Raw genomic sequence first — 20,934 nt, forward strand, 5'->3', positions numbered from 1 at the left:
TCGGCCAGCGCGGCCGGGAGGGCTAGAATGCGCGGCGACTTACCGTCCATTCCTTTGCCTGCCGAGCACCTTCATGCGCCGTCTTCTGTTGACTCTCCTCTTGCTGGGCAGCTATCTCGCCCACGCCGGCGAACTGCCGGAAACCGACTGGCTGGAACTGATGCCCAAGTCGGATCAAAAGGCCCTTGAGGCCATGCCGGAAATCGACCACAACTCCCCCGAAGCCACCGGCACCTTCACCGAGAAGGGCGGGATGAAGCAGGCCAAAGGTCTGCCAGCGGTGATGTATTCGACGAAAACCGTAGCGTCGATGAACGACAAACACATCCGCATCGGCGGATACCCGGTGCCGCTTGAGTCGGATGCCAAGGGCCGCAGCACGCTGTTCTTCCTTGTGCCGTATCCGGGCGCCTGCATCCACGTGCCGCCACCACCGCCGAATCAACTGGTGCTGGTGCGGTATCCAAAAGGGTTGAAGCTGGAGGACATCTACACACCGCTTTGGGTGACCGGCACGCTTAAAATCGAAAAGGTCAGTAATGACCTGGCGGATGCGGCGTATGCGCTGGAGGCGGAGAAGGTGCGGGTGGTGCAGGAAGCTGACCTCTAAAGCGCGCCGCGCATAAATTTGGGAGCGAGCCTTTGTGGTGAGGGAATTTATCTGTGGTGAAGGGATTTATCTGTGGTGAAGGGATTTATCTGTGGCGAGGGGATTTATCCCCGCTGGGTCGCGCAGCGGCCCCCGCTTTTTTTTAAATCAAAAGCTGGGGCCTGCTGCGCAGTCCAGCGGGGATAAATCCCCTCGCCACGGGGCTCTTTGCCCTTTTGTATTGCGCTAGAGCTTAGAGCGGCGTAGCGGCCACGCTAACACCCATCGTATGGCGCGCACCCGGCGCCAGGGTCACCAGATCATCCATCACATTCGCCGTTTCGATGCACAGCATGCGTTGCCAGCCATCGTTGTCCATGTCCGGCAGTGCGGCGGCGCGGTCGATCCACGGGTTCCAGATCACCGCAGTGCGCGAGCCGGTAGAGGTCAGCACGATGCGTCGTTCCCAGGTCGGATCAACGATGCTCAATTGCGGCGGAGCATTGAGGTAGATGCGGTCGGTCTCGCCGGCGAAATGCAGATCGCCGCTCTGGCTGGCCGTGTTCCAGTCGTCCAGGGTCTCGATGTAGTTGAGCCCGGCCACGCCGTCGACATGCACATTACGCACGTCACTCACGGCGAAATAGGTGTGCAGCGCCTGACTCAGCGTGACGCTGTCCGTCCCCCGGTTATGGCTGGTCAGACTGTAATGCAGTTGATCCGCCAGATGCAGGGTCAGGGTCAGATCGACTTCGTGGGGCCAGCCCGGCAGGCCACCTTCCGGGTAGGGCAGCTTGAATTCGACCTTGATGCCGTCAGCCTCTGATTCGATGTTGCCCAACTCCCAGTCCATCGCCCGCACCAGACCGTGCGCGGGGGCCGGCTGCTCGCCGGTGTACATGGCCTGCACGCTGCTCGGGTTGCGTTCGAATTTGCCAAACCACGGCCAGCACACCGGCACGCCGGCGCGGATGCTCTTGCCGGTCTTGAACTCGGCCTTGTCGTTGAGCCAGATGATCGGCGGCTGGCCGTCGATCTGATAACTGAGGATGTGCGCGCCTTGCTGGGCCACCAGCACTTCGGCCTTGCCGTGGCGGATGCGCCAGCAGTTCAGTTCATCCTGTTTCACGGCTTCAACGTTGGGCGTGTTCATGGGCAACTCTCGATCAGACACTGGGGACGACTATCGACCGCAAAACGGTCGCGAGGTTTAACGCGCGCGTGGCGGCACCGAACGGGTGCGACCGCTGCCGTCGATGGCGACGAAAACGAAAACCGCTTCGGTGACCTTGCGCCATTCGCTGGAGAGTGGGTCATCGCTCCACACTTCGACCATCATCTGGATCGAGCTGCGGCCGATTTCCAGGGTCTGGGTATAAAAGGACAACTGCGCGCCGACCGCGACCGGGACGAGGAACGCCATGCGGTCGATGGCGACAGTGGCAACGCGGCCACCGGCCACCCGGCTGGCCATGGCGGTGCCGGCCAGATCCATCTGCGCGACCAGCCAGCCGCCGAAAATATCGCCAAAGCCGTTGGTTTCGCGGGGAAGTGCGGTGATTTGCAGGGCCAGGTCGCCCTGTGGGATCGGATCTTCTTGTTCGAGCTCTATCATGCCGAGGGGCCTCTGACCCGTGACTCTTCGTGGGTATTGCGGGTGGTAGCCGTCTTCAAGAAAAACGATTCAACACCGAACACACTGCGTTCGTCACGTTTTCCATCAGGCGCCTAAAGGGAAACTCTGCGAAAAAGGCTAAATCCCGAGCAAAGGACGGGCCAACAACGTTTTCGCACAGCAACCTCTTACAAATCCTGCGCAGGTGGCGAGTATATCGGTCGATAGACCCCGCGACGACCACCCGGTTCTGATTTCGACCGTCAATTACGCGCCTCTATGTGCTTTTTCGAACAATTTGCTATGGTGCCGAACCTGTCCAAGCCACCGCCAGCGTTGTTGTGGCGACAGATTCGACTATAAGAGAAGCCCTTGCCATGACCACAGCGCCTTCGAGCCTCGCGCAGCCCGAGCAACCCGCACGACCGTTGACCCGCAATGACTACAAGACTCTGTCGCTGTCCGCCCTCGGCGGGGCGCTGGAGTTCTACGATTTCATCATCTTCGTTTTCTTCGCCACCGTCGTCGGCAAGCTGTTCTTCCCGGCCGACATGCCTGAGTGGCTGCGGTTGATGCAGACCTTCGGCATCTTCGCCGCCGGCTATCTGGCGCGTCCTTTGGGCGGCATCGTCATGGCGCACTTCGGTGACCTGCTGGGGCGCAAGAAGATGTTCACCCTGAGCATTTTCATGATGGCCGTGCCGACGCTGATCATGGGGCTGCTGCCGACCTACGCGCAGATCGGCATCTGGGCGCCGATCCTGTTGCTGCTGATGCGGGTGATCCAGGGCGCCGCTATTGGCGGTGAGGTGCCGGGAGCGTGGGTCTTCGTTTCCGAACACGTACCGCAAAAGCACATCGGTTATGCCTGCGGCACGCTCACCAGCGGCCTGACTGCCGGCATCCTCCTCGGCTCGCTGGTCGCCACTGCGATCAACAGCATTTATACGCCAGCCGAAGTGTCGGATTACGCTTGGCGGATTCCGTTTCTGCTCGGCGGCGTGTTCGGCCTGTTCTCTGTGTACCTGCGCCGCTGGCTGCACGAAACTCCGGTGTTCGCCGAACTGCAATTGCGCAAGGCACTGGCCGAAGAAGTGCCGTTGCGCGCGGTGCTGCGTGATCATCGCGGCGCCATCGCCATTTCGATGCTGCTGACCTGGCTGCTCTCGGCTGGCGTCGTCGTGGTGATCCTGATGACCCCGACCGTGCTGCAAACGGTCTACCACTTCTCGCCAACCACGGCGCTGCAGGCCAACAGCCTGGCCATCGTCTTCCTCAGCCTCGGCTGCATTGGCGCTGGCGCGCTGGCCGATCGCTTCGGCGCCGGTCGCGTCTTCGTCTTTGGCTGCCTCGGTCTGCTGATCAGCTCCTGGACCTTCTACCACAGCCTCGCCGACCACCCGGACTGGTTGTTCCCGCTGTACGCATTGACCGGTTTGCTGGTCGGCACCATCGGCGCGGTGCCGTACGTGATGGTCAAAGCGTTCCCGCCGGTGGTTCGCTTCAGTGGCCTGTCGTTCTCGTACAACGTCGCGTACGCGATCTTCGGTGGCCTGACGCCAATGGTGGTGAGCCTGCTGCTGAAGGAAAGTGCAATGGGGCCTGCCTACTATGTGGCAGTGCTGTGCGGGATGGGGATTCTGGTAGGCGCCTGGCTCTGGAAGAAGGGGCGCTAAAGCCCAGGATCTACTCCACCAATACCGGCCACTTCGCGAGCAGGCTCGCTCCCACAGTTGGAATGCATTTCAATTGTGGGAGCGAGCCTGCTCGCGAATGGGGACGCCACAAATCATCCAGCAAAACCCGATGCTGGCCTTTCATCCAATTGTCATATTTCAGCCATAGAGTGTTCACATGGCCTGCTGATACTTGGCCCCGACTTAACACACCCTATCTGCTAGGAGTAAGGCATGAAACTGAAGCGTTTGATGGCGGCAATGACTTTTGTCGCTGCTGGCGTTGCGACTGCCAACGCGTTCGCCGCTGTTGACCCTGCTATCCCGAGCTACACCAAGACCACTGGTGTGTCGGGCAACCTGTCCAGCGTCGGTTCCGATACCCTGGCCAACCTCATGACCCTGTGGGCCGAGAACTACAAAAAAGAATACCCGAACGTCAACATCCAGATTCAGGCTGCCGGTTCTTCCACCGCGCCACCTGCACTCACCGAAGGCACCGCCAACCTGGGCCCGATGAGCCGCAAGATGAAGGACAACGAGCTGCAGGCTTTCGAGCAGAAGTACGGCTACAAGCCGACGGCGATCCCGGTTGCCGTGGATGCTCTGGCCGTGTTCGTGCACAAGGACAACCCGATCAAGCACCTGACCATGGCTCAGGTCGATGCGATTTTCTCCTCGACGCGCCTGTGCGGTGCCAAAGCTGACGTCAAGACCTGGGGTGACCTGGGCGTGACCGGTGACCTGGCCAACAAGCCGGTCCAGCTGTTCGGCCGTAACTCGGTGTCCGGCACCTACGGCTACTTCAAGGAAGAAGCCCTGTGCAAAGGTGACTACAAGCCAAACGTCAACGAACAACCAGGTTCGGCGTCGGTGGTGCAGTCGATCAGCAGCTCGCTTAACGGCGTCGGCTACTCGGGCATCGGCTACAAGACCGCCAGCGTGAAAACCGTAGCCCTGGCCAAGAAAGAAGGCGGCGAGTTCATTGAAGACACCGAAGAAAACGCCCTGAACGGCAAGTATCCGCTGTCGCGTTTCCTCTACGTTTACGTCAACAAAGCCCCGAACAAGCCTCTGGCGCCACTGGAAGCCGAGTTCGTGAAGCTGGTGCTGTCGAAACAGGGCCAGGAAGTGGTAGTGAAAGACGGCTACATCCCGCTGCCTGCCAAGGTTGCTGCCAAAGCACTGGCTGACCTCGGTCTGCAAGAAGGCGGCGCTGTCGCCAAGAAGTAACACCGCAGATCCGGGGCAACCCCCGGACCTGCTGGAACCGTGTAGGAGCTGACGAGTGAAACGAGGCTGCGATCTTTTGATCTGGCCTCTGATCGCAAGATCAAAAGATCGCAGCCTCGGTTCCCTCGACAGCTCCTGCACAGGTTTCACAACCTCGAATTCTCGACTCCGCTGCCGGACTTCCGGCTGGCGGATTTGCTGCGTCACTGCACTGTCATCTTTCTGTCATACAGGATCGCTAGGGTGTGCGCATGAATGATCTGGCCAATTCCCCAATGACTACGTCTTCCCCTCCCAAGCGCATTGATTTCAATACGCCTGAGCTGCAACGCAAGCGCCGCATCCGCGCGCTCAAGGATCGCTTCACCCGTTGGTACGTCCTCGTTGGCGGCCTGGCGGTGCTCGCGGCCATCACCCTGATCTTCTTCTTCCTCGCCTACGTCGTTGCGCCACTGTTTCAAGGCGCCGACCTGACCGCGAAAGACTCGATCACCCCGGCCTGGATGCAGGACGCGGGCAAGCCGCTGATGATCTCGCTCGAAGAGCAGAATCAGGTGGCCATGCGTGTATCCGACAAGGGCCAGGCGCTGTTCTTCGATCTCGACAGTGGCGCTGAATTGAGGCGTGTCGATCTGCCGCTGCCTGCGGGCGCCACTGTGACGTCTATTGGCGAAGACCAGCCGGGTCATCCGCTGGTGGCCGTGGGTCTGTCCAACGGTCAGGCGCTGGTGTTCCGTCATACCTATAAAGTCAGCTATCCCGATGGCAAGAAAACCATCAGCCCGGCCATCGAATATCCCTATGGCGAGGCGCCAATTGCGCTGAACGAAAGCGGCGGCGCGCTGGAGCATGTCAGCCTCAACGCCACCGACTCGACGCTGATGCTGGTCGGCTCCACTGGCTCGCAACTCAATGTGCTGTCGCTGACCAGCGAAGAAAACATGATGACCGGCGAAGTCACCAACGAGCAGACGCGCATCGATCTGCCGCAGATGACCGAGCCGGTGAAAAACATCTTCGTCGACCCGCGCCAGCAGTGGCTGTACGTGGTCAACGGTCGTGCTCAGGCCGACGTGTTCAGCCTGCGCGACAAGAGCCTCAACGGGCGCTACAAACTGCTGGAAAACGCTGACGCCCAAGTCACTGCCACCGCGCAGCTGGTCGGCGGTATCTCGCTGATCGTCGGCGATTCCAAGGGCGGTCTGGCCCAGTGGTTCATGGCTCGCGATACCGATGGCGAGCAGCGTCTGAAGCAGATCCGCACCTTCCAGATGGGCACCACGCCGATCGTTGAAATCGCTGCCGAAGAACGCCGCAAAGGCTTCCTCGCCCTTGATGCCAGCGGCAAGCTCGGCGTGTTCCACAGCACCGCACACCGCACGTTGCTGGTCGATCAGGTGGTTGAAGGCCAGGGCCTGTTTGGTCTGTCGCCGCGCGCCAACCGGGTGATCGTCGAAGCCGGCGGCAAGCTGCAACCGCTGCTGCTCGACAACCCGCACCCGGAAGTATCGTGGAGCGCGCTGTGGAGCAAGGTCTGGTACGAGAACTACGACGAGCCTAAATACGTCTGGCAATCGACCGCCGCCAACACCGATTTCGAACCGAAACTGAGCCTGTCGCCGCTGACCTTCGGCACCCTGAAAGCCGCGTTCTACGCCATGCTGCTGGCCGCGCCACTGGCCGTCGCTGCGGCGATCTACACCGCGTACTTCATGGCGCCGGGCATGCGCCGCAAGGTCAAACCGGTGATCGAGCTGATGGAAGCGATGCCGACGGTGATCCTCGGTTTCTTTGCCGGCCTGTTCCTCGCGCCGTACGTAGAAGGCCATCTGCCGGGCATCTTCAGCCTGCTGATGTTGCTGCCGATCGGCATTCTGGTCGCCGGTTTCACCTTCAGCCGCCTGCCCGAGTCGATCCGCCTGAAAGTCCCGGACGGCTGGGAAAGTGCGCTGCTGATTCCGGTGATCCTGTTTGTGGGCTGGCTCTCGCTGTACATGAGCCCGTTCATGGAGAACTGGTTCTTCGGCGGCGACATGCGCATGTGGATCTCCCATGACCTGGGCATCACTTACGACCAGCGCAACGCTCTGGTGGTCGGTCTGGCCATGGGTTTCGCGGTGATCCCGAACATCTACTCGATCGCCGAAGACGCCGTGTTCAGTGTGCCGCGCGGCCTGACCCTGGGTTCGCTGGCCCTGGGTGCGACGCCATGGCAGACCATGACCCGCGTGGTGATCCTGACCGCAAGCCCGGGCATCTTCTCGGCGCTGATGATCGGCATGGGCCGTGCGGTCGGCGAAACCATGATCGTGCTGATGGCCACCGGCAACACCCCGGTCATGGAGATGAACCTGTTCGAAGGCCTGCGCACCCTGGCCGCCAACGTCGCGGTGGAAATGCCCGAGTCGGAAGTCGGCGGCAGCCACTACCGCGTGCTGTTCCTCTCGGCGCTGGTGCTGCTGCTGTTCACCTTCGTCATGAACACCCTGGCAGAACTGATTCGTCAGCGTCTGCGCAAGAAATACTCGTCGCTTTAAGCAAAGGTAGAAGTCTGTGAAACAGAACTCCCTGAAAGGATGGTTCAAGAGCGGCGCCCCGGGCGTCTGGATCAGCGGTGGCGCGGTGTCCATCGCGGTCATCATGACCATTGGTCTGTTGGCGGTGATTGCCGTGCGCGGTCTCGGTCACTTCTGGCCGGCGGACCTGATCCACGCGCATTACGACGTACCGGGCCAGGCCAATCACCTGGTGATCGGCGAAGTGGTGCAGAAAGAAGAAGTGCCGCGCGCACGTCTGAAGAGCGCCGGTCTGCCGGTGCCGGACGAAGGTCCGGAATTCATGACCCGCGAGCTGATCAAGGTCGGCAACCGTGACCTGAACGGCAACGACTTCACCTGGATCGTCGGCGAGTGGCTGACCAAGCAGACCACACCGCCAGAATTGATGGCGATCGAGCGTCGCGAGTGGGGCAACTTCTACGGCTACCTGGTCAACGTCAAACAGGACGGCAAGGTCATCGCCGAAGGCGAGGCCGCTTGGCCTGAACTGCAAGCGCGCATCGATCGGGTGAACGATCTTGCGGCTCAACTGAAGACGCTGGAAAAAACCGACATCGGCGCAATCAATGCCGGCCTCGAGCGAATCCGTCTGCACGGGCGCAAACTGGAGCTGGAGGGCAAACTCGACGCCACCGCACAAGCGGACATGGAGTCCGAGCGCGCCGAGCTGGACGCGCGCTACAAAGACATCGAAGCACGTCTGTCTGATTTGCATGCACAGTTCAACCGCGACGCCTTGACCGCCCGTGACGCCAACGGCAAGGAAATCGAAATCGGTCTGGGCAAAGTCGTGCATGCCTACCAGCCAAACGGCATGAGCACCTTGACCAAGGTTGGTTTCTACTTCAGCAAGATCTGGGAATTCCTCTCCGACGACCCGCGTGAAGCGAACACCGAAGGCGGGATCTTCCCGGCGATCTTCGGCACTGTGATGATGACCCTGATCATGGCGATGATCGTTACACCGTTCGGCGTGCTGGCAGCGGTGTACCTGCGCGAATATGCCAAGCAGAACACCCTGACTCGCGTCATTCGTATCGCGGTGAACAACCTCGCCGGCGTACCGGCGATCGTTTACGGCGTGTTCGGTCTGGGCTTCTTCGTCTACGTGCTGGGTGGTTCGGTCGACCGCTTGTTCTTCCCTGAAGCACTGCCGGCGCCGACCTTTGGTACGCCGGGCCTGCTCTGGGCCTCGCTGACCCTGGCGCTGCTGGCAGTGCCGGTGGTGATTGTGGCGACCGAAGAAGGTCTGGCGCGGATTCCTCGTACCGTGCGTGAAGGCTCGTTGGCCCTCGGCGCGACCAAAGCGGAAACGCTGTGGAAAATCGTTATCCCGATGGCCAGCCCGGCCATGATGACCGGGATGATCCTCGCCGTGGCCCGTGCCGCCGGTGAAGTGGCGCCGCTGATGCTGGTGGGTGTGGTGAAACTGGCGCCGTCGCTGCCGGTGGACGGCAACTACCCGTACCTGCACCTGGACCAGAAGATCATGCACCTGGGCTTCCACATCTATGACGTCGGCTTCCAGAGCCCCAACGTCGAAGCAGCCCGCCCGCTGGTGTACGCCACCGCGCTGCTGCTGGTGCTGGTGATCGCGACGCTGAACCTGTCGGCGGTGTATATCCGCAACCACCTGCGCGAAAAATACAAAGCACTGGATAGCTGATTTTGCAGCACTGATTTTTATGTGGGAGCGAGCCTGCTCGCGAAGGCATCACCGCGGTTTCATAGACAAACCGCAGCGCCTGAATCGCGAGCAGGCTCACTCCTACAAAACCGAACCGAATTTGTTAGCACAGGGAGCCTCCCATGCAGCACGAAACACACAGCCACGGCATCAACATGTCTGCCCTGGGCCGCGACAAGCAGAGCCTCAACCTGGCGCAGGAAACCGTCGCCATCGAAGTGCCGGGCCTGAGCCTCTACTACGGCGACAAACAGGCACTGTTCGACGTCAGCATGAACATCCCGAAACAGCGCGTGACGGCGTTCATCGGCCCGTCCGGCTGCGGTAAGTCGACGCTGCTGCGTACCTTCAACCGGATGAACGATCTGGTCGACGGCTGCCGTGTCGAGGGCGCGATCAACCTGTACGGCAACAACATCTATCGCAAGGGCGAAGACGTTGCCGAACTGCGTCGTCGCGTCGGCATGGTGTTCCAGAAGCCCAACCCGTTCCCGAAGACCATCTACGAAAACGTGGTCTATGGCCTGCGCATCCAGGGCATCAACAAGAAGCGCATCCTCGACGAAGCCGTTGAATGGGCGTTGAAAGGCGCGGCATTGTGGGACGAGGTCAAAGACCGTCTGCACGACTCGGCCCTCGGCCTGTCCGGCGGTCAGCAACAGCGTCTGGTGATCGCCCGTACCATCGCGGTCGAGCCGGAAGTGCTGCTACTCGACGAACCGTGCTCCGCTCTGGACCCGATCTCGACGCTGAAAGTCGAAGAGCTGATCTACGAGCTGAAATCCAAGTTCACCATCGTCATCGTTACCCACAACATGCAACAGGCGGCACGGGTGTCCGACTACACCGCGTTCATGTACATGGGCAAACTGGTGGAATTCGGCGACACCGATACTCTGTTCACCAATCCGGCGAAGAAGCAGACCGAAGACTACATCACCGGTCGCTATGGCTGATTGCAGCAGCTGCAAGCCGCAAGCTTCAAGCGGCAAGAAAGAATTGGTGCGATATCAGGACTTACACATAACTGCTTGAAGCTTGCAGCTTGAAGCTTGCAACTTTCGCGGAGCGAACAATGATTTCCAAAGAAGGCCTTACCCATCACATTTCCGCGCAGTTCAACGCTGAACTGGAGGAAGTGCGCAGCCACCTCCTTGCCATGGGCGGGCTGGTCGAGAAGCAGGTCAACGACGCGGTCACGGCGCTGATCGAGGCCGACTCCGGCCTGGCTCAGCAGGTCCGTGAGATCGACGACCAGATCAACCAGATGGAACGCAACATCGACGAAGAATGCCTGCGCATTCTTGCCCGTCGTCAGCCGGCAGCCTCTGACCTGCGTTTGATCATCAGCATTTCCAAATCGGTGATCGACCTCGAGCGTATCGGCGACGAAGCCACCAAGATCGCCCGTCGTGCCATCCAGCTGTGCGAAGAAGGCGAAGCGCCGCGCGGTTACGTCGAGGTTCGTCACATTGGCGACCAGGTACGCAACATGGTGCGCGATGCGCTGGACGCCTTCGCGCGTTTTGACGCCGATCTGGCCTTGTCGGTGGCGCAGTACGACAAGATCATCGACCGCGAATACAAAACCGCCCTGCGTGAGCTGGCCACTTACATGATGGAAGACCCGCGCTCTATCTCGCGGGTGCTGAGCATCATCTGGGTTCTGCGTTCACTGGAGCGCATCGGCGATCATGCGCGCAACATCTCCGAACTGGTGATCTACCTGGTGCGCGGCACCGACGTGCGCCACATGGGCCTCAAGCGCATGAAGGAAGAAGTTGAAGGCACAAGCGCTGAAACCGCTAATGTTCCGGGCGAAGCTGACGATAAGTAAGATTGCCTGAGAAAAGCGCCCGGCCCTCTGGCCGGGCGTTTTTGTTTCTGCTTTTCAGAAGCGGATTCGTATTAAAAGCAGCACCCGCGAACGAAAAGTCCCGGCGTGACTGAAGAGTTTTGGCAATGTGCCATCAGCCAGCGTTATGCTTGCCGGGATTTTAATAGGGGTGTTGGATGAGCAAGATCAGTGTGTTGGTCGTGGACGATGCTTCGTTCATTCGTGACCTGGTGAAAAAGTGCCTGCGTAATTACTTCCCGGGGATCCGCACCGAGGACGCCATCAACGGCAAAAAGGCCCAGGCCATGCTGGCCAAAGAGGCTTTCGACCTGGTGCTGTGCGACTGGGAAATGCCGGAAATGTCCGGCCTCGAACTGCTGACCTGGTGCCGCGAGCAGGACAACCTCAAGACCATGCCGTTCGTCATGGTCACCAGCCGTGGCGACAAGGAAAACGTCGTGCAGGCGATTCAGGCCGGCGTATCCGGTTACGTCAGCAAGCCGTTCACCAACGAGCAGCTGCTGACCAAGGTCAAGCAGGCACTGAACAAGGTCGGCAAGCTCGACACCTTGATGAACAGCGCGCCGACCAAGATGAATTCGGCATTCGGCAACGATTCCCTGAGCGCACTGACCGGCGGCAAGCCTGCCGTGGTCGGCGGCGCTGCGGCCAGGCCTGCCGCTGCTGCACCCGCTCCAGCCGCTGCGCCGTCGCGCGGTTTGCTCAACAGCCCGCCAGTTCAGGCGCCCGGTGCATCCAAGGCGCCGGTGGGCGGTCGTGGGCAGGGCCAGTTGCGCCTGCCGAGCGGTACCCAGCAATGCGTGATCAAGGCCTTGAGCATCAAGGAGGCGCTGCTGGTAGTGAAGCGCACCGAGACCCTGCCGCAGATCCTCGACAGCGCCGTGCTCGATCTGGAGCAGGGCGACAACGCCGAGATCGCGCGGCTCAATGGTTACCTGCACGCCATCGTCGCCCACGAGCAGAAAGCCGACAGCGACTGGCTGCAACTGACCTTCCGCTTTGTCGACCAGGATGCGCAGAAGCTCGACTACATCTCGCGCCTGATCGCCCGGGGCACGGCGCAGAAGCATTTCGTACCCGGCGCGTAAGCTTCGTCGCCCGATAGGCCGCCTTCGCGAGCAGGCTCGCTCCCACCCTGGAACGCATTCCAAATGTGGGAGCGAGCCTGCTCGCGAAGGGGCCAGCCAAAACACCACTTGTCTCCCGTGCTCTGATCGTTCCCACGCGCAGCAAAGGAATGCCTCAACCGGACGCTCCGTGTCCTCTGTGCAGGGGACGCAGAGCGTCCCGGGCTGCATCCCCACGCAGAGCGTGGGGACGATCATTTGAAACATCTGTCGACTAGCCTGGTCTGTCTCAGCTGCTAGGCTGATTCCCAGGCCTTCCTTCGACAGACTTTTGCCCATGCTCGCGCGCCTGCTGTTTTTCTGCGGTCTCTGCCTGGCCTCCCAGCTGGTGATGGCCATGACCATCTACAAATCCACCGACGCCAACGGCGTGGTCTCGTACAGCGACCGCCCGAGCAAAGGCGCGAAAGTGTTCGTGTTTCAGGACCGCATGGTCGAGCGCCTCGACCGCCAGGTGTACCTGGACATCAAGAAGCAGAAGGGCGTCGACGTGGTGTTTGCGCGCAACGATCTGTACGCGCCGGTCGAGGTTGCCCTGGCCTTCATCGGCACGAGCAATGTGCGTGGCGTGCCAGCGCAGGCGATCCGTCGCGTGCTGCCACCGCGCAGCAACACGCGGCTGGCGCTGCTGACGGCGATCAGTCGTGACCAGCCGCTGGTATATTCGCCGCAGTTCCAGTATTCGCTGGGCGACCCCGCAGGCACCGCGCAGAGCTATCGCTATCCGCTGCCCTGGCGTGGCGGGCCGTTTCGCCTGAGTCAGGGCGCCAACGGCCAATACAGCCACTACGGGCCGAAGAACCGCTACGCCATGGACATCGCCATGCCGGTGGGCACGCCGATCATCGCTGCGCGAGCGGGAGTGGTGGTCAAGACCGAGAACTCCCAGAGCGGGCGCGGCACCGATGCCTCCGGCAATTTCGTCCGGGTGCTGCACGACGACGGCACCATGGGCGTGTACCTGCACCTGAAACAGGGTTCGGTGAGCGTGCGCGAAGGCCAGCGGGTCAAGGTCGGCAGCCCGCTGGCGCTGTCCGGCAACACCGGCAACAGCAGCGGCCCGCACCTGCATTTCGTGGTGCAGCGCAATACCGGCGAAGGGCTGGTATCGATTCCCTATCAGTTCAACCAGCCGCTGGGGGCGTTGCCCAACTTTGCGTTGGGCAAGCAGTAGGCGCGATAGGGTGTTGAGGGTTTTTGTGGCGAGGGGATTTATCCCCGTTGGGCCGCGAAGCGGCCCCAAATATTGCAACTCTGTACTAACTGACTGCATTCAATGGTTTTGGGACGGCTGCGCCGTCCAACGGGGATAAATCCCCTCGCCACAAGAGCCCCCCAAACTCCCATCAATCGAGCATCAACACCTTGGCCAGAACAATCTTCGGCCCTTTCATCTTCTTTATGATGATCCGCAGGCCTTCGACTTCCAGCACTTCTTCCTCTTCCGGCACCCGTTTCAGGGTTTCGTAAACCAGCCCGGCAAGGGTTTCCGCTTCGATGTGATCGAGATCGATGCCCAGCAGACGTTCAACCTTGAACAACGGCGTGTCGCCGCGCACCAGCAGCTTGCCCGGCTGATAGGCAAGAATGCCGCGTTCAGCCTTGCGGTGTTCGTCCTGAATATCGCCGACCAGCACTTCCAGCACGTCTTCCATGGTCAGGTAGCCGATGATGTTGCCGTCAGCCTCTTCGACCACGGCGAAGTGCGAGCCACCCTTGCGGAACTGCTCCAGCAGCTGCGACAGCGGCATGTGCCGCGATACGCGCTCCAGCGGGCGGGTCAGCTCGGCCAGGTTGAACGACTCGGGAATGTGGTCCAGCGCGGCCAGTTCCAGCAGCAGATCCTTGATGTGCAGCAGGCCGACGAACTCCTGGCGCTCGCTGTCGTACACCGGATAACGGCTGAACTTGTGGCGACGGAACATCGCCAGGATTTCCTTCAGCGGCGCATTGAATTCGAGGGTGATCAGGTCTTCGCGGGAATTGGCCCAGTCGACCACTTCCAGCTCGCCCATTTCCACTGCCGAGGCCAATACGCGCATGCCCTGATCGCTCGGATCCTGGCCACGGCTGGAGTGCAGGATCAGTTTCAGTTCTTCGCGGCTGTAATGGTGTTCATGGTGCGGGCCGGGTTCACCTTGCCCGGCGATACGCAAAATCGCGTTGGCGCTGGCGTTGAGCAGGTAGATCGCCGGGTACATCGCCCAGTAGAACAGGTACAGCGGCACCGCGGTCCACAGCGACAAAAGCTCGGGTTTGCGGATCGCCCACGACTTGGGCGCCAGCTCGCCGACCACGATGTGCAGGTACGAAATGATGAAGAACGCGGTGAAGAACGACACGCCTTTGATGATCTCTGGCGAGTCGACGCCGACTGCGCTCAGCAGCGGCTCGAGAATATGCGCGAACGCCGGTTCACCGACCCAGCCCAGACCGAGAGAGGCGAGGGTGATGCCGAGCTGGCACGCCGACAGGTAGGCATCGAGCTGACTGTGCACGGTGCGCAGGATATGTCCGCGCCAGCCATGTTGTTCAGCGATGGCCTCGACCCGGGTCGAGCGCAATTTGACCATGGCGAATTCCGCTGCAACGAAAAAACCGTTGAGCAAAACCAGGATCAGAGCAAAAAGAATCATGCCGAAGTCGGCAAAAATGGTTGCGAGGGACAAGCCAGGGGAAGGGTCCATGATGGAGTTTTGCGGGTTCCGTGTGATTCGAAAGTAGGGAGAAACAGCGCCTGAAAGGCAGGCACAAGTCAGCCAATGTAGCGGCTGACCGTGCGATTGCCTAGTGGCGTGTGCCGGGCGGCATCACTCGGCGGCGCTGATCGCCCGTGCGCTGGCCACCTGAGCCGGGGCGAAATGGCAGGTGAACGTGCTGCCGTGGCCGGGCACGCTGCTGATCTCCATGCGCGCGCGGTGGCGCAGCAGCACGTGCTTGACGATGGCCAGGCCGAGGCCGGTGCCGCCCGTGTTGGAGTTGCGGCTGGAATCGACGCGGTAGAAACGCTCGGTCAGGCGCGGCAGGTGTTTGCTGTCGATACCGATGCCGGAATCCTGCACGCTCAGGTGCGCGCCCTGATCGTCGCCCCACCAGCGAATGCGGATGTTGCCCTCGGCGGGGGTGTACTTGACCGCGTTGAACACCAGATTGGAGAACGCGCTGCGCAACTCCGCTTCGCTGCCCTTGAGCAGCACTCCGGCATTGGCCTCGAGGCTGATGCGCTGGTTCTTCGCCCCGGACAACTGCTGCGCATCGCTGGTGATCGATTGCAGCAAGGTGTCGATCTGCACTGGCTGGTTGTCCGACGGATAGTCGGTGGCTTCCAGCTTGGCCAGCAGCAACAGATCGTTGAGCAGCGTCTGCATGCGCCCGCCCTGTTGCTGCATCTGTTGCAGAGCTCGGCTCCAGCGCGGGTTCACTTCTTCGACATTGTCGAGCAGGGTTTCCAGATAGCCGCAGATCACCGTGAGCGGTGTGCGCAGCTCGTGGGATACGTTGGCGATAAAGTCCTTGCGCATCTGTTCCAGCTGATGGATGCGCGTCACGTCGCGGACCAGCATCAGGTGTTCATTGTTGCCGTAGCGCGTCAGGTACAGCTGAATGCGCACGCGATCGTTGGTCGGCGAAGGGATTTCCAATGGCTCGGCAAAGCTGTCCTGCTCGAAGTATTCCTTGAAGCGCGGATGGCGCACCAGGTTGGTCACCGGTTGGCCGCTGTCCTGCGGAGTCTTCAGGCCGAGCAGGGTTTCAGCGGCGCGGTTCCACCATTCGAGATTGCCGTCGCTGTCGAGCATGATGACTGCATCTTTCAGCGCGGCGGTGGATTCCTGCACCCGGTCGATCACCGCTTGCAGACGCCCGCGCACCCGTTGGTCGCGGCGTTGCAGGTGATAGATGCTGTCGAACACCTCGCCCCACAGACCATAGCCATCGGGCGGCGCTTCGTCGGGTTGGTGCTGGCGCAGCCATTCGTGCAGACGCAGCAATTGCTTGAGCGTCCAGGCCAGATAAAGCCCCAGACCCGCCGCGAGGCTCCAGCCGTAATAGCCGGTGATCAGGCCGATCACCAGGCAGGCGGTGACCAGCAACAGCATGTGGCGAATCAGGGTGCCATGCCAGTTTTGATTCACAGAGGCGTCCTTAGCCGCAGCGTCAAGTTTCAAGCTACAAGCTGCAAGTCAGAGCGGCTCGCTGTTTCTTGCCGCTTGTAGCTGAAAGCTTGCAGCTGCTTTCATGCTTTTGTGGAGAACCGGTAGCCGGTGCCGCGCACGGTTTGTACCAGATTTTCGTAAGCGTCGCCGAGGGCCTTGCGCAGGCGCCGGATGTGCACGTCGACGGTGCGCTCTTCGACGTAGACGTTGCCACCCCAGACCTGGTCAAGCAACTGGCCACGGGTGTAGGCGCGTTCCTGATGGGTCATGAAAAATTGCAGCAGGCGGTATTCGGTCGGGCCCATCTCGGCGGGTTTGCCGTCGATGGTCACGCGGTGGCTGATCGGGTCGAGCAGCAGGCCGCCGACTTCGATCGGCGCTTCGCCATCGGTCGGTCCGGCGCGGCGCAGCACAGCCTTGAGGCGGGCGACCAGTTCACGCGGGGAAAACGGTTTGGTGATGTAGTCGTCGGCGCCGACTTCCAGGCCCTGGATCTTGTTGTCCTCTTCGCCCTTGGCGGTGAGCATGATGATCGGGATGTCCCCGGTCAGCTCGTCACGCTTGAGGCGCCGGGCCAGTTCGATGCCCGAGGTGCCGGGCAGCATCCAGTCGAGCAGGATCAGGTCCGGTTTGCGGTCGACGATGATGGCGTGAGCCTGCTGCGAGTTCTCTGCCTCGAGGCAGTCATAGCCGGCCATTTCCAACGCCACGGCGATCATTTCGCGAATGGGCGCTTCGTCGTCGACGATAAGAATGCTCCTGCCAACCATGCCTTAATCCTCTTGTCATTTAACTGTCTTGCGCCGCATTAGATAACGGAATTATTGCAGTCGTGTGACAGTATTTCAGGCCGGCAACATTTGCACCCATCCTCGACTAAGCTCTAAGTCCGAATCCTGACAACCACAAAAGAAGGTTTCCATGACTCAGATGACTGCTTCTTTCAAAGCCCTGCTGATGGCCGCCGCCCTGACATTGCCGGGGCTGGCCATGGCGGCCGATCCGGCGATGGAGAAGGACGGCATGTACACCGACCACAAGGGCATGACCCTGTACACCTTCGCCAAGGACTCCGCTGGCAAGTCCGCGTGCAACGACAAGTGCGCGGCAAACTGGCCGCCGTTGATGGCGCAGGCGGGTGACAAATCCATGGGCGACTGGACGGTGATCAAGCGTGACGACGGCACGATGCAATGGGCCTACCAGGGCATGCCGTTGTACACCTTCGTGATGGACAAGAAGGCCGGCGACATGACCGGCGACGGCAAAATGGACGGCGCGTGGAAAGTCGCCAAGGCCAAATAACGCAAAAGATCGCAGCCTTCGGCAGCTCCTACACTGGAATGAGTAGGACCTGTAGGAGCTGCCGCAGGCTGCGATCTTTTCAGTCAGCGCAGTGCGTAATCCAGCACGATCCCGACAAATATCGCCAACCCTGCCCAGTGGTTGTGCAAAAAGGCCTGGAAGCAGCGCATGCGGTCCTTGCTGCGTGTGTACCAGAACTCCCACGCATAACATCCCGCAGCTACCAGCAAGCCGAGGTGGAACCAGATCCCCAGCTCGAACTTCGACCCGGCCAGAATCAGGCAGCCCAATGACAGCGCCTGCAAGCTGAGGATGATCACCCGATCCGCCTCGCCAAACAGAATCGCCGTGGATTTCACGCCGATCTTCAGGTCGTCATCACGATCGGTCATCGCGTAATAAGTGTCGTAGCCCACCGTCCACAGCAGGTTGGCAATCCACAGCAGCCACGCCGCCGCTGGCAACTCGCCGGTCTCGGCGGTAAAGGCCATCGGCATGCCCCAGGAGAACGCCGCGCCCAGCACCACTTGCGGGTAGTAGGTGTAGCGCTTCATGAACGGATAAGTGAACGCCAGCGCCAGACCGCCGAGCGACAGCCAGATCGTCGGCGCATTGGTGCACAGCACCAGCAGAAAACTGATCCCCATCAGCACGGCAAAGAACACCAGCGCTTCCTTCGAGCTGATCCGGCCAGCGGCGAGCGGCCGTTGCGCGGTGCGTTTGACGTGGCCGTCGACCTTGCGGTCAGCCCAGTCGTTGATCACGCAGCCGCCGGCACGGGTCAGCACCACGCCGAGGACGAAGATGACAATGTTGGCCAGCGACGGCGAACCCTTGCCGGCAATCCACAACGCCCACAGCGTCGGCCACAGCAGCAGGTAAATGCCGATCGGCTTGTCCATGCGCGTCAACTGAACGAAATCCCAGGCGCGCGGGTTCAGACGGTTGAGGGACTTGAGCAGGCTCTGATACATCAGCAGTTCTCCGGATGGGCGCGGGCGGCGTCCCACAGGCTCGGCAGGAAGATTTCCGCGACCAGCACGCTCAGCGTGCCACGGTCGAAACGCGAACGCCGGCCCCACAGTGCAGGGGCTTGCACCGCTGGCGGCAACCATTGTTCAGGGTAGTGGCAGACTTCAATGGCGCGGCGTTGAAATGCGCGATCGCAAAACAGCAATTCGCCCAGCGAGCGGCTACCCAGTTCATCCATGTGTAAACCATCACCTTGCAGGGCGGCGCGCGAGGCGACGCTGCGGGCAAACACCCAGGCTTCGCCATGACCACGCAAATACACCTCACGCACCCAGCCTTCGCTGCCCTCGGCCAGATCCAGTGCCGCGCATTCATCAGCGCGCAGGGTGTCCCAGCCTTCGAACAACGGCGACACGCTGAAGCCATCCTCGGACAAACGGGTCAAACGGCGGGTCAGCGAACCTTCGTCGAACAACCAGTCCAGGGTCAACGGATCGGGGCGGGGCGTCAGGCGGTCTTGGGTCAGCCAGAGCGGGGCGGGGCAGGCATTTGAATGTTGCACAATGAGTCATTATTGGCCGCAAATGAGGCGGCGAGCTTACCATGGCAGGCGACAGGATTGAGCGGCGCCGGCCGCCGTTGCGCCGAACAGGCTTGCATCTGCGCGGCACCCTCAGTACAAAACGCCCTGAGCAGGATGGCAGCGCAACACCCATCGACCGTCCGCGCCGGCACTACGCCTGAACCCTGAGGAAGTACCTGAATGAAGAAGTGGCAATGTATCGTCTGTGGCCTGATCTATAACGAAGCCGAGGGTTGGCCGGATGACGACATCGCGCCGGGCACCCGCTGGGAAGACGTACCGGCAGACTGGCTGTGTCCCGACTGCGGCGTCGGCAAAATGGACTTCGAAATGATTGAAATCAACTAAGCAAATAGAGGAGTAAGGCATGAGCGCACCAGTCGTCATCATCGGCACCGGGCTTGCGGGCTACAACCTGGCCCGCGAGTTTCGCAAGCTCGACAGCGAAACCCCGCTGCTGCTGATCACCGCCGATGACGGCCGCTCTTACTCCAAGCCGATGCTCTCCACCGGCTTCGGCAAGAACAAGGACGCCGACGGCCTGAGCATGGCCGAACCCGGCGCCATGGCCGAGCAGTTGAAGGCCGAAGTGCGCACCCACACGCGCATCAGCGGCATCGACGCCGGCCACAAACGCTTGTGGATCGGTGAAGAAGCCGTGCCTTATCGTGATCTGATCCTGGCCTGGGGCGCGGAAACCGTGCGCGTGCCGATCGAAGGCGACGGCGCGGAACTGGTATTTCCGATCAACGATCTGGAAGACTACGCGCGCTTTCGTGCCGCAGCCGCGGGCAAGCGTCGGGTGTTGTTGCTCGGCGCCGGGCTGATCGGCTGTGAATTTGCCAATGACCTGATTCTCGGCGGCTACGAAGTGCAACTGGTCGCGCCGTGCGAACAAGTCATGCCAATGCTTTTGCATCCTGCCGCTGCGGCGGCCGTGCAGGCCGGGCTGGAAAGTATCGGGGCGAAGTTTCACCTCGGCCCGGTGCTGACCCGCCTTGAGCAAGTAGTCGATGGCCTGGAAGCGCACCTGTCCGACGGTCAGATCATCCCGTGCGATGTGGTGGTCTCGGCGATCGGTCTGCGCCCGCGCATCGATCTGGCAGCGGCTGCCGGCGTGCAGATCAATCGCGGCGTGATGGTCGATCGTTACCTGAAGACCTCTCACGCCAACATTTACGCCTTGGGCGATTGCGCCGAAGTCGACGGGCTCAACCTGCTTTACGTGATGCCGCTAATGAGTTGCGCGCGCGCGTTGGCGCAAACCCTCGCCGGAAACCCGACCGCGGTCAGCTATGGGCCGATGCCGATCACCGTGAAAACCCCGGTGTGCCCGCTGGTGGTTTCGCCGCCGCCACGGGGCAGCGAAGGCATTTGGAGCGTCGAAGGGCAGGGCGCCGACATCAAAGCGCTGTGCCACAGTGCCGACGGTCAGTTACTCGGATACGCCCTGACCGGCGGGGCAGTCATGGAAAAACTGGCCCTCAACAAACAACTGCCGCCGTTGCTGGCGTAAATGCCGGTCGTTCTGTCGCAAACACCGCTCTTTTGCCCCGACAAAGGTCTTGGGGAGACTG

General features: G+C 61.1%; 19 protein-coding genes. 12 read left to right on the forward strand and 7 right to left on the reverse strand.

Going from position 1 to position 20,934, the window contains the following annotated elements; genetic code table 11:
* Positions 1–73 precede the first annotated feature (73 nt).
* Entirely contained in the window at positions 74–610 is a 537-nt protein-coding gene (locus tag AB4N48_RS24790; protein WP_056790934.1) for a DUF3299 domain-containing protein, read from the forward strand.
* A 232-nt stretch (positions 611–842) separates the two neighbouring features.
* Here AB4N48_RS24790 and AB4N48_RS24795 read toward each other — a convergent pair whose 3' ends face one another.
* Positions 843–1,742, reverse strand: a complete 900-nt coding sequence (locus tag AB4N48_RS24795; protein WP_305381793.1) for a D-hexose-6-phosphate mutarotase — start codon at positions 1,740–1,742, stop codon at positions 843–845.
* A 57-nt stretch (positions 1,743–1,799) separates the two neighbouring features.
* Entirely contained in the window at positions 1,800–2,204 is a 405-nt protein-coding gene (locus AB4N48_RS24800; RefSeq protein WP_003229628.1) for an acyl-CoA thioesterase, read from the reverse strand.
* A gap of 377 nt (positions 2,205–2,581) precedes the next feature.
* Between AB4N48_RS24800 and AB4N48_RS24805 the strand changes: the two genes are divergently transcribed.
* The 8 genes from AB4N48_RS24805 (at position 2,582) to AB4N48_RS24840 (ending at position 13,517) form a co-directional block, all read left to right on the forward strand.
* Positions 2,582–3,880, forward strand: a complete 1,299-nt coding sequence (locus AB4N48_RS24805) for an MFS transporter (RefSeq protein ID WP_016772479.1) — start codon at positions 2,582–2,584, stop codon at positions 3,878–3,880.
* A 234-nt stretch (positions 3,881–4,114) separates the two neighbouring features.
* The gene (locus AB4N48_RS24810) at positions 4,115–5,113 is read left to right on the forward strand and encodes a phosphate ABC transporter substrate-binding protein PstS (protein WP_016772480.1); all 999 of its coding nucleotides are present in this window, start codon (positions 4,115–4,117) and stop codon (positions 5,111–5,113) included.
* A 251-nt stretch (positions 5,114–5,364) separates the two neighbouring features.
* Entirely contained in the window at positions 5,365–7,650 is a 2,286-nt protein-coding gene (locus tag AB4N48_RS24815) for an ABC transporter permease subunit (protein ID WP_024014834.1), read from the forward strand.
* A 16-nt stretch (positions 7,651–7,666) separates the two neighbouring features.
* Entirely contained in the window at positions 7,667–9,337 is a 1,671-nt protein-coding gene (pstA, locus tag AB4N48_RS24820; protein ID WP_016772481.1) for a phosphate ABC transporter permease PstA, read from the forward strand.
* 143 nt (positions 9,338–9,480) lie between these two features.
* On the forward strand, positions 9,481–10,314 hold the full coding sequence (pstB, locus tag AB4N48_RS24825; RefSeq protein ID WP_041476597.1) for a phosphate ABC transporter ATP-binding protein PstB: 834 nt from the start codon (positions 9,481–9,483) through the stop codon (positions 10,312–10,314).
* A gap of 119 nt (positions 10,315–10,433) precedes the next feature.
* On the forward strand, positions 10,434–11,195 hold the full coding sequence (phoU, locus tag AB4N48_RS24830; protein WP_016772483.1) for a phosphate signaling complex protein PhoU: 762 nt from the start codon (positions 10,434–10,436) through the stop codon (positions 11,193–11,195).
* A gap of 176 nt (positions 11,196–11,371) precedes the next feature.
* Complete coding sequence (locus AB4N48_RS24835) at positions 11,372–12,304, forward strand: response regulator (RefSeq protein WP_041476598.1); 933 nt, start codon at positions 11,372–11,374, stop codon at positions 12,302–12,304.
* A 316-nt stretch (positions 12,305–12,620) separates the two neighbouring features.
* Positions 12,621–13,517, forward strand: a complete 897-nt coding sequence (locus AB4N48_RS24840; protein WP_460094473.1) for a peptidoglycan DD-metalloendopeptidase family protein — start codon at positions 12,621–12,623, stop codon at positions 13,515–13,517.
* A gap of 172 nt (positions 13,518–13,689) precedes the next feature.
* Here the strand turns inward: AB4N48_RS24840 and AB4N48_RS24845 are convergent, their stop codons facing one another.
* The 3 genes from AB4N48_RS24845 to phoB all read right to left on the reverse strand — a co-directional run bounded on the left by AB4N48_RS24845 (position 13,690) and on the right by phoB (position 17,267).
* On the reverse strand, positions 13,690–15,030 hold the full coding sequence (locus AB4N48_RS24845; RefSeq protein WP_016772486.1) for a hemolysin family protein: 1,341 nt from the start codon (positions 15,028–15,030) through the stop codon (positions 13,690–13,692).
* Positions 15,031–15,153: 123 nt separating this feature from the next.
* Positions 15,154–16,440 (reverse strand): phosphate regulon sensor histidine kinase PhoR, encoded by a 1,287-nt coding sequence (gene phoR, locus AB4N48_RS24850; RefSeq protein ID WP_231991049.1) that lies wholly within the window; start codon positions 16,438–16,440, stop codon positions 15,154–15,156.
* Between the two features lie 137 nt (positions 16,441–16,577).
* Complete coding sequence (phoB, locus tag AB4N48_RS24855) at positions 16,578–17,267, reverse strand: phosphate regulon transcriptional regulator PhoB (protein WP_007896474.1); 690 nt, start codon at positions 17,265–17,267, stop codon at positions 16,578–16,580.
* A gap of 151 nt (positions 17,268–17,418) precedes the next feature.
* Between phoB and AB4N48_RS24860 the strand changes: the two genes are divergently transcribed.
* Positions 17,419–17,802, forward strand: a complete 384-nt coding sequence (locus AB4N48_RS24860) for a COG4315 family predicted lipoprotein (protein ID WP_252877130.1) — start codon at positions 17,419–17,421, stop codon at positions 17,800–17,802.
* A gap of 83 nt (positions 17,803–17,885) precedes the next feature.
* Here AB4N48_RS24860 and ubiA read toward each other — a convergent pair whose 3' ends face one another.
* A complete protein-coding gene (gene ubiA / locus AB4N48_RS24865) occupies positions 17,886–18,776 on the reverse strand; it encodes a 4-hydroxybenzoate octaprenyltransferase (protein WP_041476601.1) in 891 nt (296 codons plus the stop codon).
* Positions 18,776–19,336 (reverse strand): chorismate--pyruvate lyase family protein, encoded by a 561-nt coding sequence (locus AB4N48_RS24870; RefSeq protein ID WP_041476602.1) that lies wholly within the window; start codon positions 19,334–19,336, stop codon positions 18,776–18,778. Before AB4N48_RS24870 ends, ubiA begins: the two co-directional genes overlap by 1 nt.
* Positions 19,337–19,537: 201 nt before the next feature.
* Here AB4N48_RS24870 and AB4N48_RS24875 point away from each other — a divergent pair, with 201 nt between their 5' ends.
* Both AB4N48_RS24875 and AB4N48_RS24880 read left to right on the forward strand, forming a co-directional pair.
* Positions 19,538–19,705 carry a rubredoxin gene (locus AB4N48_RS24875; RefSeq protein ID WP_305381791.1) on the forward strand — a complete coding sequence of 56 codons (168 nt, stop codon included), beginning with the start codon at positions 19,538–19,540 and terminating at the stop codon, positions 19,703–19,705.
* 19 nt (positions 19,706–19,724) lie between these two features.
* Positions 19,725–20,873: an NAD(P)/FAD-dependent oxidoreductase gene (locus tag AB4N48_RS24880; RefSeq protein WP_095181216.1), complete on the forward strand. Its 1,149-nt coding sequence runs from the start codon at positions 19,725–19,727 to the stop codon at positions 20,871–20,873.
* Positions 20,874–20,934: the final 61 nt, after the last annotated feature.

The organism is Pseudomonas sp. S2_C11, assembly GCF_054668395.1.

Excerpts from the sequence above, each read along its gene's own strand:
- AB4N48_RS24835 (WP_041476598.1), top strand. The coding sequence starts at position 11,372 with ATGAGCAAGATCAGTGTGTTGGTCGTGGACGATGCTTCGTTCATTCGT.
- AB4N48_RS24800 (WP_003229628.1), bottom strand. The coding sequence starts at position 2,204 with ATGATAGAGCTCGAACAAGAAGATCCGATCCCACAGGGCGACCTGGCC.
- AB4N48_RS24815 (WP_024014834.1), top strand. The coding sequence starts at position 5,365 with ATGAATGATCTGGCCAATTCCCCAATGACTACGTCTTCCCCTCCCAAG.
- AB4N48_RS24810 (WP_016772480.1), top strand. The coding sequence starts at position 4,115 with ATGAAACTGAAGCGTTTGATGGCGGCAATGACTTTTGTCGCTGCTGGC.
- AB4N48_RS24795 (WP_305381793.1), bottom strand. The coding sequence starts at position 1,742 with ATGAACACGCCCAACGTTGAAGCCGTGAAACAGGATGAACTGAACTGC.
- phoU (WP_016772483.1), top strand. The coding sequence starts at position 10,434 with ATGATTTCCAAAGAAGGCCTTACCCATCACATTTCCGCGCAGTTCAAC.
- pstB (WP_041476597.1), top strand. The coding sequence starts at position 9,481 with ATGCAGCACGAAACACACAGCCACGGCATCAACATGTCTGCCCTGGGC.
- AB4N48_RS24840 (WP_460094473.1), top strand. The coding sequence starts at position 12,621 with ATGCTCGCGCGCCTGCTGTTTTTCTGCGGTCTCTGCCTGGCCTCCCAG.
- phoB (WP_007896474.1), bottom strand. The coding sequence starts at position 17,267 with ATGGTTGGCAGGAGCATTCTTATCGTCGACGACGAAGCGCCCATTCGC.
- AB4N48_RS24845 (WP_016772486.1), bottom strand. The coding sequence starts at position 15,030 with ATGGACCCTTCCCCTGGCTTGTCCCTCGCAACCATTTTTGCCGACTTC.
- AB4N48_RS24860 (WP_252877130.1), top strand. The coding sequence starts at position 17,419 with ATGACTCAGATGACTGCTTCTTTCAAAGCCCTGCTGATGGCCGCCGCC.
- ubiA (WP_041476601.1), bottom strand. The coding sequence starts at position 18,776 with ATGTATCAGAGCCTGCTCAAGTCCCTCAACCGTCTGAACCCGCGCGCC.
- AB4N48_RS24790 (WP_056790934.1), top strand. The coding sequence starts at position 74 with ATGCGCCGTCTTCTGTTGACTCTCCTCTTGCTGGGCAGCTATCTCGCC.
- AB4N48_RS24880 (WP_095181216.1), top strand. The coding sequence starts at position 19,725 with ATGAGCGCACCAGTCGTCATCATCGGCACCGGGCTTGCGGGCTACAAC.
- AB4N48_RS24805 (WP_016772479.1), top strand. The coding sequence starts at position 2,582 with ATGACCACAGCGCCTTCGAGCCTCGCGCAGCCCGAGCAACCCGCACGA.
- AB4N48_RS24875 (WP_305381791.1), top strand. The coding sequence starts at position 19,538 with ATGAAGAAGTGGCAATGTATCGTCTGTGGCCTGATCTATAACGAAGCC.
- phoR (WP_231991049.1), bottom strand. The coding sequence starts at position 16,440 with ATGCTGTTGCTGGTCACCGCCTGCCTGGTGATCGGCCTGATCACCGGC.